8 protein-coding genes are annotated in these 12,685 nt (G+C 55.6%); all 8 read left to right on the top strand.

Annotation, left to right across the window (positions count from 1 at the left end; genetic code table 11):
• Positions 1–4 precede the first annotated feature (4 nt).
• The 8 genes from PGY33_RS06875 to hfq all read left to right on the top strand — a co-directional run bounded on the left by PGY33_RS06875 (position 5) and on the right by hfq (position 12,672).
• Positions 5–2,701: a heavy metal translocating P-type ATPase gene (locus PGY33_RS06875; protein WP_118480103.1), complete on the top strand. Its 2,697-nt coding sequence runs from the start codon at positions 5–7 to the stop codon at positions 2,699–2,701.
• A 133-nt stretch (positions 2,702–2,834) separates the two neighbouring features.
• Entirely contained in the window at positions 2,835–4,685 is a 1,851-nt protein-coding gene (locus PGY33_RS06870; RefSeq protein WP_118480267.1) for a TIGR03960 family B12-binding radical SAM protein, read from the top strand.
• A complete protein-coding gene (locus PGY33_RS06865) occupies positions 4,678–5,346 on the top strand; it encodes a TIGR03936 family radical SAM-associated protein (RefSeq protein WP_118480101.1) in 669 nt (222 codons plus the stop codon). The genes PGY33_RS06870 and PGY33_RS06865 overlap by 8 nt, the downstream gene beginning before the upstream one ends.
• A 12-nt stretch (positions 5,347–5,358) precedes the next feature.
• Entirely contained in the window at positions 5,359–6,756 is a 1,398-nt protein-coding gene (miaB, locus tag PGY33_RS06860; protein WP_118480099.1) for a tRNA (N6-isopentenyl adenosine(37)-C2)-methylthiotransferase MiaB, read from the top strand.
• 15 nt (positions 6,757–6,771) lie between these two features.
• Positions 6,772–9,366 (top strand): DNA mismatch repair protein MutS, encoded by a 2,595-nt coding sequence (mutS, locus tag PGY33_RS06855; protein ID WP_118480097.1) that lies wholly within the window; start codon positions 6,772–6,774, stop codon positions 9,364–9,366.
• Positions 9,367–9,426: 60 nt separating this feature from the next.
• Positions 9,427–11,433, top strand: a complete 2,007-nt coding sequence (gene mutL / locus PGY33_RS06850; RefSeq protein WP_118480095.1) for a DNA mismatch repair endonuclease MutL — start codon at positions 9,427–9,429, stop codon at positions 11,431–11,433.
• Between the two features lie 16 nt (positions 11,434–11,449).
• A complete protein-coding gene (gene miaA, locus PGY33_RS06845) occupies positions 11,450–12,391 on the top strand; it encodes a tRNA (adenosine(37)-N6)-dimethylallyltransferase MiaA (RefSeq protein WP_118480093.1) in 942 nt (313 codons plus the stop codon).
• Between the two features lie 32 nt (positions 12,392–12,423).
• Entirely contained in the window at positions 12,424–12,672 is a 249-nt protein-coding gene (gene hfq, locus PGY33_RS06840) for an RNA chaperone Hfq (RefSeq protein ID WP_199667438.1), read from the top strand.
• The last annotated feature ends 13 nt before the right edge of the window (positions 12,673–12,685 follow it).

Raw genomic sequence — 12,685 nt, 5'->3', positions numbered from 1 at the left:
CGGAATGAGCGAAAATAACCGCCCTGATTCGGAACAGAAGAAGGACCAGACAACGGCGGAAGATATTTTAGCACAGGTCGATTCGATTTTAGCGGATCTGGAAAATTCGGCAGTAGCGCAGCTGTTTGCCGCTCCGGAAAAGCCTAAACCCGAAGAGAACAAAAAACCGCCTGAAAAAGAAGAATCAGCGCCGCCCGGCGAGCCTGAGCCGCCGGACAAGAATGCGGAGCAGCCGGAGACTGAACCGGAAGCCGATACATCGCACCAAAGTGTAAGCGAATCTCCGGAGGCGGAAACGCCGCCCGAGGAAGCGGCGGCAGCTGAGCCTGCAAAGCCCTCGGAGGAATCAGACGCAGCTGAGGAATCGCCGGAAGATTCGGAAGACGAATTTGACGAAGAAGAAGATTCGCCGAATGAGGCTGAAGACGAGGGCGACTGGGATGAACCGGAATTTGACGACGAAGGTATAGAGGACGAGCTTCCTGAGGAAGAACAATCGCAGGAAGCGGAGTTCGAGCCTATCGTAGAGGAAAAGTCGGACAGGCTGCAGAAGCTAAAAGAAAAACTGAAAAACCATGAAAAGGACAAGGCGGAGAAAAAGGAACAGGCAAAATCCGCACCTAAGGAGAAGCCTAAACCAAAGGATGAAAAAAAGCCGGAGGAAAAGAAGCCGGAACCGTCAGTAATCGAAGCTCCGGAGGACGCGGACGATACCACCGGTATGAATTTCGTGCAGAAGGCACAGTACCGGGCGAAAATGCGTCGGCGTGAGCAGACCCGTCTGCGGCGAGAAAATGCACGCCGTATACAGGAAGGCGCTGAAGTGACCTATCAGCCGATGACACGGTTGGATATGCAGAGCACAGGCGCACGGCTGGCTGCCGCGGCAATTGTTCTTGTGGCCGGAATCGCGATGGGAGGTTCGAGCGCGGCATTGCCGCTCTGCCTGTTGGCGTTTTTGATCACAGCGCTGCCGATTGCAGCGCATGTGCTGACCAATCTGACACACGGTTCATTTTTCGATGAATATCTGCTCGTGCTAATGGCATCCATCGGCGCATTCGCGCTCGGCAGCCGTGCAGAAGCAACGATCGTGCTCATCCTGTTTGAGATTGGCAAAATTGCAGGTGATATCGTTCTATCATCCACCTATCAGGCATTGCCGCAGCAGCACGATTTCATGCCGGAAAAGGCAACGGTCGTCAACATGAAGGGCGAACAGCGTCAGGTTCCGCTGGCAGATATCCGTCTGGGCGAGCTGGTTCTGGTACACTCGGGTGAGCGCGTACCGATTGACGGCGTTGTACTTCGCGGAGACGGCACGGTAGATGACAGCGTGCTTACCGGTGAAAACGTGCCGATGGCAGTTGATAAGAACACGCGTGTGCTGGCAGGCAGCCGGTATAACGGCTCTCTGATGCTGATTCGTGTGATCTCGCGCTATGAAGACTGCGCGGTTCGTCAGATTCGCCGTGTACAGAATGCGGCCGCCGAACACAAGGCAGCGTTGGAAAACAGTGCGCAGCGTAATGCCAAGCGTCTGGTTCCGGTTGTGATCGTCATTGCCGTACTGGCAGCCGCACTTCCGCCGCTGTTCATGCCCGGTTCAGATATGACCGGCTGGGTGTATCGCGGACTGACGCTTCTCATCGCCTGCTGTCCAACCGCACTGGCGCTGGCTGTACCGCTTGCTTTTGTATGCGGCGGCGGCCGACTTGAGAGTGAAGGCGTTCACATGAAGGGCAGCGAAGCGATGGAACGGACTGCAGACCTGCGTCTGGTCGTGTTCAACAAGACCGGCACAGTGACCACCGGCAATCTGCAGATTAAAAAGATTTATCCCACACAAGAGTTTTCCGAAAAGAACTGTCTGGCACTTGCCGCAGCAGCCGAGCAGCTTTCACAGCATCCGATTGCGCGCGCAATCGCAAGTGCATGCCAGGAAAAACTGCCAAAGATCGAGGAATTTGAGGAATTCCCGGGCCGTGGCGTGCGCGCCCGTATCGGTGATCACGTTCTGCTGGTAGGCAACCGCAAGCTGATGGTCTCCCGCGGTGTCAAGGGCTTGCCGGATATCGACGGCACGGTTGTTTACATCGCCTGTGAAGGGGAGCACATCGGTGTGATTGAATTGGAGGATACGGTTCGTCCGTCCGCTGCTGACGCGATCAAAAAGATCAAGGATCAGGGTGTTGAGCGCACGGTGCTTATCACCGGTGACGCTGAGACACCAACTCAGCGAATTGCAAATGCCGCCGGCATCGACACCGTTCACTGCGGTTTGATGCCCGAGGAAAAGCAAGCGAAGCTGGACTTTATGATGCGCACGATTCCGACAGACGGCACGACCGCCTATGTCGGCGACGGCGTAAGCGATATCGAGCAGCTCAAGATGGCCGATGTCGGTGTGGCAATGGGCACGCGCGGCTCCCGCTATTCAGCGGATGCGGCGAATATACTGATTACCGCAAATGATCTGAGCGGTCTCGGCGAGGCTGTTCAGGTCTGCAAGACTACACACGGAGTTGCAATGCAGAATCTGACACTGCTGGCCGCCATCAAGCTGGTGCTTGCTGTACTGGCGCTGATCGGTCTGGCGCAGATGTGGATGGCAGTTATCGTCGATGCTGTACTCACGGTGCTGACCGTGTTCAATACGACTCGACTGCTCGGCAGCAAGCCGGAAATTCCGGAGGAATAAGCAAAACGCGAAGGAAGTGTAAAAGCTTTCTTCGCGTTTATTTTTTTGTTTCATGTACTTTCTGCGCGAAAACGGTCAAAAACGGTATGGTTTTTTTCGGAAGGATATGATACAATAATCTGTATGAATGAAAATGGAGGAATACGTCTTGCATAAAAAGATGGAAGCCATTTTGTCCCGTGTACAGAAGCCGGCACGCTACGTCGGCGGTGAATGGGGCTCGGTGATGAAAGATAAAAAGAACATCGATCTGCGATTTGCGTTCTGTTTTCCGGATACCTATGAGGTTGCCATGTCTCACCTCGGTTCGCGTATCCTGTACGGTCTGCTCAACGACCAGAAGGGCATCTGGTGCGAACGCGTCTGCGCGCCATGGATTGACATGGAGGCCGAAATGCGCGAGGCAGGGCTGCCGCTGTACGGTCTGGAGAGCGGTGACCCGTTGTCGGACTTTGATATTATCGCTTTTACGCTGCAGTATGAGCTGTCGTTTTCCAACATTCTGAATATGCTGGATCTCGGCGGTATTCCGGTGCTGGCAAAGGACCGCACCGAACTCAAGCATATTGTAGCCTGCGGCGGTCCGTGTGCCTACAATCCGGAGCCGCTCGCTGACTTTGTTGACCTGTTCATGATCGGCGACGGCGAGGAGATCATGTTGGAGTTTACCGATCTGTACCGCAAGGCCAAGCGCGAAGGCTGGTCTAAGCAGGAATTTCTGATTGCGGCAGCACAGATCGAGGGCATGTATGTACCTTCGCTGTACGAAGTCAAGTATCACGAGGACGGCACAATCGAGAGCGTCACACCGACGCACAGTGCACCGGCTCTCGTGCAGAAGCGCATCGTCAAGGATCTGGATACCATGTACTATCCGGAGTCCTTTGTTGTGCCTTCGACCGACATCGTGTTCGACCGTGCGATGATCGAGCTGTTCCGCGGCTGTCCACGCGGCTGCCGATTCTGTCAGGCCGGTCACACTTATCGTCCGCTGCGTACCAAGTCCAAGGAAGTGCTGCTCAAGCAGGCGCAGGCGGTGCTCAAGAACTCCGGTTACGAGGAAATCTCTCTGTCCTCGCTGTCTACGAGCGACTACGGTGAGCTGTCCGGTCTGACCGAGTGCATGCTCGACTATTGTGAGCCACGTCATATCAGTCTGTCACTGCCGTCTCTTCGTGCGGACAGCTTTTCCGCCGAACTGATGGAGCGCGTACAGAAAACCCGCAAAAGCGGCCTGACGTTCGCATGTGAAGCCGGTACGCAGCGCCTGCGCGATGTTATCAACAAGAACATCCGCGAGGAGGACGTGCTCCATGCCTGCGAGATTGCCTTTCAGGGCGGTTGGAATAATGTCAAGCTGTACTTTATGATGGGTCTGCCGACCGAGACCTACGAGGATCTGGACGGCATTTCCGACATTTGCAAAAAGGTCGCCTATTGCTGGCGTGAGAACACGCCCAACCGTGCGCGCGGCGTGCGTATCACAGCGTCGGCTTCGTGCTTTGTGCCCAAGCCGCAGACCCCGTTCCAGTGGGACGCGCAGGACACGCTCGAGCAGTTCCGCGAGAAGCAGGCGCATCTCAAGGTGGTCATGAAAACCAAGAATGTCACCTACAACTGGCATGACGCTGAGACCTCGGTACTCGAGGGCGTTATTGCACGCGGCGACCGCCGTCAGGGCAAGGCGATTCTGCTGGCGTGGCAGCGCGGCTGCAAGATGGATGGCTGGGATCAGTGCTTTGATTTCGACAAGTGGATGCAGGCGTTTCGCGACTGCGGACTGGATCCCGCGTTCTACGCATCCCGTCAGCGCCCGATGGACGAGATCTTTCCGTGGGATCACATCGGCTGCGGCACGCGCAAAGAGCACCTCAAGCGTGAGTGGGAGCGTTCCCGCGAAGCGGCTATCACGCCGGACTGTATGCACCAGTGTGCCGGCTGCGGTGCAAGCGCACTGCTGAAGGGAGGCAAGTGCCATGTTTAAGGCAAGAATGAAGTTTGCCAAGGAGGGACGCGCCAAGTATATCTCCCACCTTGATCTCATGCACGCCATGCAGCGCTCGATGGCGCGCTGTCAAATGCCGCTGTGGTTTACCGAGGGCTTCAACCAGCACGCCTACGTTTCGGTGGCGCTGCCGCTCTCGACCGGCTACTCCGGCGAGTGCGAATTTCTGGATTTCAATATAACGGCGGAAGCCGTACCGGAAAACGCGGTAGAAGCGCTCAATGACGTATTTCCCGAGGGCCTGCGTGCAATCGAGATTTACCCGCTTGCCGACGGCGGCATGAAGGTCGGTTCGATTGAATGGTCGCAGTACCGCATCACATGGGGTTTTGAGGATGGTACGCCCAAGGGCTTTGCCGACGATGCGCGCAATCTGTTCCGCCGCCCGGTGGTCGAGATCGTCAAGCGCTCCAAGCGCGGCGAAAAGACGGTCAATATGCGTGAGCTGATGCGCGATCTGACTGTCACCGACGGCCCGGACGAGGTGACAGCCGTTGTCACCACCGCGGCCGGCAACAACAACATGAGCCCGGAATACCTGACCCGTGCCATCCGGCAGTATCTGCCGCAGTACGAGATCCCGTTCAGCGCATACCACCGCATGAATGTGTTCACCGCTGACGGCACTCCATTTCGATAAAAGGAGAGTTTCATGGCAACCCAGAATGTTTCCGAAGAACAGCTGCAATCGCAGTTTACCTATATTGACGCAGTAGCCCGCCTGTTGGGGGACAAGCGCCCAAAAGCCTATACGCATACGTTCGGCTGCCAGCAGAACGAGGCGGATACCGAGCGTATCCGCGGCATGCTGTCCGAAATGGGCTACGAAATGACCGATACGCCCGACGAGGCAGATTTTATCCTGTTCAACACCTGTGCTGTGCGTGAGCATGCCGAGGATCGTGCGTTCGGCAACGTCGGCGCACTCCGCCATCTGAAAAAGGAGCGGCCGGGCATTGTTATTGCAATGTGCGGCTGCATGGCCCAGCAGGAGAAGAACGTCGAGAAGATCAAGAAAAGCTATCCGCAGGTCAACCTGCTGTTCGGCACGCATGCGCTCTGGCGGTTTCCGTCGTTGCTGTACCGCGTGCTGACCGAGAAAAAACGTGTATTTGACATCGGCGGCGAGGACGATATCGCCGAAGGCCTGCCGGTGCTGCGTGCCAAGGGCGCGAAGGCGTGGCTGTCCATCATGTATGGCTGCAACAACTTCTGCACCTACTGCATCGTGCCGTATGTGCGAGGCAGAGAGCGCAGCCGCCGACCGGAGGAAATCGAAAAGGAACTGCGCGAGCTGGTCGATGCAGGCTATAAGGAGATTACTCTGCTCGGGCAGAACGTCAACTCCTACGGCAAGGACCTTGGCATTGACGTGGATTTTGCCGATCTTCTGCGCCGTCTCAACGCCGTGCCCGGCGATTTCTGGCTACGGTTTATGACCAGCCATCCGAAGGATGCGTCTTCCAAACTGTTTTCTGCTATGGCAGAGTGCGATAAGGTTGCAAAGCAGCTGCATCTGCCGTTCCAGTCTGGCAGCGATGAGATCCTACACCGTATGAACCGCCGCTACACGGCAGAGCACTACAAATCGCTGATTGCGGACGCACGATCGAAAATGCCGGATATTACGCTGTCGAGCGATATTATCGTCGGTTTCCCGGGCGAAACGGAAGAGAATTTCGAGGACACCTTAAAGCTGGTGCAGGATACCCGGTTTGACCTGCTGTTTACGTTTCTGTATTCGCCCCGCGCGGGTACGCCCGCGGCCTCTTATGAGGATAACGCAACACAGCAGGACAAGCAGCGCCGCTTCGAGCGACTGCTCAAGGCGCAGGATGAAATCGTTGCTGAAAAGCAGGCGGCGTATCAGAGCAAAAAGCTGCGGCTGCTTGTAGACGGCAATGCCAAAGGACCGGAATATCCGTTTACTGCGCGTACCGAGGGCAACCTGCTTGTCTGCGTACGCGGTGACGATATCAAAATCGGTGAATTTATCGAGGCAGAGATCGAGAAAACCTCGCTTCGCTGTCTGTTTGCACACAAATTATAAGAAAGAGGTAAGAACATGGCTGAACTGACGCCCATGATGCAGCAGTATTTTGAGATCAAAAACAAAAATAAAGATTACATTCTGTTTTACCGTCTGGGCGATTTCTACGAAATGTTCTTTGACGATGCCAAGCTGGTCTCCCGCGAGCTGGAGCTGACGCTGACCGGCCGCGACTGTGGTCAGGGAGAACGTGCACCGATGTGCGGCGTACCGTATCACAGTGCGGAAGGCTATATTGCCAAGCTGGTGCAGAAGGGTTACAAAATTGCAATCTGTGAGCAGATGGAGGACCCGAAAAAGGCAAAAGGTCTGGTCAAGCGCGAGATCATCCGACGCGTGACACCGGGTACGGTCGTGGAAGCCTCCATGCTGGATGAAAATCGGAACAACTTTCTCGGCTGCGTATACGCAGCCGGTGGTTCTGTCGGCGTATGCTTTGCTGATATTACGACAGGTTCGGTGTACGCGACCGGATCGGATAACTGGAATGACATAACCAGTGAGTTCGGACGTTTTGTGCCGCGTGAGGTGTTGGTCGGCGGCGGAGCCATTTCGGCAGACAGCCTTCAGTCCTTTCTGAAGGAACGTCTGGAGGCGCTTATCGAGCCGATGCCGGAGGAGTGCTTTGAGGCACAGCGCAGTGCGGAACGCATTCAGGAGCACTTCAAGGTGCAGGACTTTGACGCTGTCGGTCTGACCGACCTGCCGTGCACTGTGCGGTGCCTCGGCGGTCTGTTGGATTACCTTGAACAGACGCAGAAGGCCAGCCTTTCCAGTCTGAATCAGCTGCAGGTGTACCATCAGGGTCAGTACATGGAGCTTGACCTGATCGCACGCCGCAATCTCGAGCTGTGCGAGACCATGCGGACCAAGGAAAAGAAGGGCACGCTGCTGTGGGTGCTTGACCACACGCGCACGGCAATGGGCTCGCGCCTGATTCGTCAGTGGATTGAAAAACCGTTGTATAATCCGCTGCATATTGCACGCCGTCAGCAGGCGGTAGGTGCATTGTGTGACGATGTAATTGCCCGCACGGCATTGACGGACGCACTCAAGCGGGTGTTCGATATGGAGCGCCTGATCGGGCGTGTAGCCTACGGCACTGCAAACTGCCGTGATCTGCGTGCGCTGTCGGCGGCAATTTCTTGTCTGCCGGAGATCAAAACGCAGGCTGCTCTGTTCGGCCAGTCTATGCTGCGCGAGCTGACCGGTAAGATTGATCTGCTCGAAGACATCCGCGCGCTGGTCGAGCAGGCCATTGTAGACGAGCCGCCGATTCTTCTTCGGGAAGGCGGCATGATCCGCAAGGGCTTCAACGAGGAGATTGACCGTCTGCGCGACCTTGCGTCCGGCGGCAAGGGCAAAATTGCCGAAATCGAGCAGGCGGAACGCGAGCGTACCGGCATCAGCAAGCTGAAAATCGGCTACAACCGTGTGTTCGGCTATTATATTGAGGTCAGCCGCTCCAATGCGGAGGCGGTTCCGGAGAACTATATTCGTAAGCAGACGCTTGCGAACAGCGAGCGCTATATCACCGAGGAGCTGAAACAGCTCGAGAGCACCGTGCTCGGTGCACAGGAGCGGCTGACCGCACTCGAATATGAGGTGTTCGTTTCTGTACGCGACCAGATTGCCGCTGAGGTACACCGCGTGCAGAAGACCGCGCAGGCTATCGCAGCGCTTGACGTTCTGTGTGCTCTGGCTGATGTGGCTTGTGATAACAACTATGTTTGTCCGGTGGTTGATTTTTCCGACCGCATTGACATCAAGGACGGCCGTCACCCGGTTGTTGAGAAAATGCTGTCCGACAGTCTGTTCATTCCGAACGACACCCTGCTCGACAGCAAGGAAAACCGCGTTGCTATCATCACCGGCCCGAATATGGCAGGCAAATCCACCTATATGCGGCAGGTGGCACTGATTACCATCATGGCACAGATTGGCTCGTATGTGCCGGCCTCGTCCGCGCATATCGGCGTGGCAGACCGCGTGTTTACACGTGTCGGCGCGTCGGATGATCTGGCAAGCGGTCAATCCACCTTCATGGTGGAGATGAGCGAGGTCGCGGACATTCTGCGGCACGCTACCAAGTCCAGCCTGATCATTTTGGATGAGATTGGCCGCGGAACCTCTACCTATGACGGCATGAGCATTGCCCGCGCAGTCGTAGAGTATGTAGCGGACAAGAAGCGCATCGGCGCACGCGCGCTGTTTGCAACGCATTATCACGAGCTGACGGTGCTTGAAGATCTGGTTAAGGGCGTCAAGAATTACAATATCGCAGTCAAAAAGCGCGGTGATGACATTACGTTCCTGCGCAAAATCGTGCGCGGCGGCGCGGATGACAGCTATGGCATTGAGGTTGCAAAGCTGGCCGGTGTGCCGAATCCGGTCATCAAGCGGGCAAAGGCTGTGCTGGCTGATCTGGAATCCACCATGCCGAAAATCGAGCTGCATGCCGTAGCCGAGGAACCGGAAGACGTTCCGCAGATTACGATGGATTCGCTCTCCGGCGATGCCGTAGCCGAACGTCTGCGTGCACTGCAGGTGGACACCATGACGCCGATCGAAGCGCTCAACGCACTGTATGAGCTGAAAAAGCTGGTTTAATCATTTATCAGGGCAGGAAAGACCAAGCATGATTTGTTCCGGAAAGGAAAACAAAGAAAAATGGCAGTGATTCATGAATTATCTCCGCATCTTGCGGATCTGATCGCGGCAGGAGAGGTTGTTGAACGGCCATCCTCTGTGGCGAAGGAGCTGGTCGAGAATGCGATCGACGCAGGTTCTACCCGCATTACAGTGGAGATTGAAAACGGCGGCATTACCTATCTGCGTATTGCGGATAACGGCTGCGGCATGTCGGCAGAAGACGCGCCCGTGGCTTTCCGCCGCCACGCGACCAGCAAGCTGCGCACCGAGGAAGATTTGAACGCCATCGGCACATTGGGTTTCCGCGGTGAAGCATTGGCTGCGATTTCGTCGGTTACGCGCATTGATCTGTTTACGCGTCAGGCAGGTTCGATTGCGGGTCTGCACCTGCATCTGGAAGCCGGTGAGATTCAGACACAGGAGGAAGCCGGCTGTCCGGAAGGCACAACAATCGTTGTGCGCGACCTGTTCTTCAACACACCGGCTCGCATGAAGTTTCTCAAAAAGGACTTCACCGAGGCGGGTTACATTCTCGGCGTAGTACAGCATGCGGCACTCTCACATCCAGAAATTGCGTTTACGCTTATTCGCGACGGCAAGCAGGTATTCTCGTCGGACGGCAAGGGCAAGCTAATTGCGCCGGTGTTCGGCGTATTCGGCAAGGAAATGACTGCCAATATGATTGAAGTGCCGATGACCGAGCGCAACGGTATGACCGTGCACGGCTACATTGTCAAGCCGCACGCCGGACGTGCCAACCGTTCCATGCAGCACTTTTTCGTCAATGGCCGCTATGTCAAGAGCCGTCTTATGCAGGCTGCAATGGAAGAGGCCTATCGCAATGCGATCATCACCGGCAAATATCCGTCTGGTGCGCTTTTCCTGGATTTGCCGCTGTCGGCGGTTGACGTCAACGTGCATCCTGCAAAAACCGAGGTCAAATTTTCGCAGGAAAAGCCGATTTTCGAGGTCGTGTATATTGCCTGCAAGAATGCACTTGCCGCAAACGACAATATGCCGCATCTGGAGCACAAGGAGAAGGAAGCGCCTGCCAAGCCGCGTGAAGATAATCTGACGCATGAGCAGCAGCGGTTTGCGATTCCAAAGCCGGTAGACCCTAAGCCGTTTGTCACGCCGAGTGTCAAGCCAACACCGATTGCACCGGTAAAGAACGACGAGGAAGCACCGGATTTAGAGGATTTCCTCGTGTCCATTCCGCCAAAGGCAGAGCGTCCGCGCAGTGCATCGAGTTATCTGTCCGCGCCGCGCATCCTGCAGGAGGAACCGCAGGAACCGATTCGTCCGCGAATGGCACAGCCGGTTAAGTCGTCGGTCGCAGAACCAACACCTGCCGTGCATACGCCGGAACCGGAGCCGGAAGATGAACCGATGGTTGTTGTGCCGCCTGTCAGCGCACCGGAGGTCAAGGATAAGCCGCAGATCCTGCAGCCGCTGGATGCCGGTGTGCGTGTAATCGGCGAATGCTTCCAGACGTACATTATTGCTGAGGACAAGGACGGCTTGATTCTCATCGACAAGCATGCCGCGCATGAACGTATTCTGTTTAACAAGCTGCGTGCGGAGACCGATATGCCGCAGCAGCAGCTTCTCACGCCTGTAATTGTAGAGCTGACCGGCGAGGAAGCCGCCGCTGTGCAGTCGCAGATCGAGGACATCCGTCAGGCAGGCTTTGCCATCGACAGCTTTGGCGAGAACAGCTTTGCCGTACGCAGCGTGCCCGCTTATCTGGATAGCGGCGATGTGCAGAGCGTCATCAGTGAATTGGCCGAAAAGGCGATGAACAGCCGTACCACCGTGCCGGATCGTCTGGACGATTTAATTCATACGGTAGCATGCAAGGCGGCTATCAAGGCAGGCAAACCGACCACGATGACCGAGCTGCAGGACCTGTGCGAGCGGGTGCTGAGCGATGACAACGTGCGTTCCTGCCCGCATGGCAGGCCGACGACCGTTCGTCTGACCAAATATGAGCTTGACAAGATGTTCAAGCGTGTAAATCAATAAAAAGTGAGGAAACAGCATGGAAAACCGTTTGATCTGCATCTGCGGACCGACTGCCAGCGGCAAAACCGCCTTATCGGTCGCATTGGCGCAACAACTGCATACCGAGATCATTTCTGCGGATTCCATGCAGCTTTATCGTGAAATGGATATCGGCACCGCCAAGCCGGATATGAGGGAACGACAGGACGTACCGCACCATCTGTTCGATGTATGCGAGCCCGGCGAAACGTTCTCAGTGGCGCGGTATGTCGAACTGGCAGACGCTGCTGCGCAGAATATTCTGTCGCGCGGGATGACACCGATCGTTGTCGGCGGCACAGGATTGTACATGGACGCATTCATCGAGTGCAGCGTATTCTCCGGCGACGAGACCGACCTGACCGTGCGTGAGAAATATCAGCGCATGGCCGCCGAGCAGGGCAATCAGGCGGTACATGACTGTCTGGCTAAGGTGGATCCGACCGGAGCGGAACGTCTGCACCCGAACAATCTCAAGCGCGTCATTCGTGCTCTTGAGGTGTATGAGCAGACCGGTATGACGATCGACGAATTTAATCGCAGGAACAAGCGCCCGGAGCCAAAGTATGATGCGCTCAAGATCGGTGTTTGCCCGTCTGACCGTGAAATTCTGTATGACCGCATCAACCGCAGAGTGGATCTTATGATGGAAAACGGTCTGCTGGAGGAGACGAAACGGCTGGTGGAGCGCGGTCTGCTGACCGGCACTGCTGCGCAGGCTATCGGCTACAAAGAGCTGCTCGGCTATCTGAGCGGCGAGCAAACATTGGAAGAATGTACCGAATTGCTCAAACGGCGCAGCAGAAATTATGCAAAACGTCAGCTTACCTGGCTGAAAAGGGATGACAGCATCCACTGGATATATTATAATAGTGGAGAAGAACTTCCTTTCGTCTTACAGGAAACGACAAAATATCTTCAAAACCACGGTGTACAATGATACCATAAATTGTAATTTCAACTGGAGGAATCATTGTGCGAAACGAAATCAACTTACAGGACAGAATGCTCAGTGCACTGCGTCAGCAGGCGCAGAACATCACCGTATTTTTAACGAACGGGTTTCAGATGCGCGGTATTGTCCGCGGATTCGACAGCTTCGTTGTGATTTTGGAGAGCGACGGAAAACAGCAAATGATCTATAAGCACGCAATCTCTACTCTGATCCCACAGCATAGAGTCGATCTCCATGCACCGAGAGGGGAGCGTGCGGAACAGTGAACATATACGAGGT

Source organism: Butyricicoccus sp. AF18-9LB (genome assembly GCF_027684505.1).
Classification (GTDB): Bacteria; Bacillota; Clostridia; order Oscillospirales; family Butyricicoccaceae; genus Agathobaculum; species Agathobaculum butyriciproducens.
Note: the sequence above shows the minus strand (reverse complement) of the source record. Positions and strands in the feature narration are given on the sequence as shown.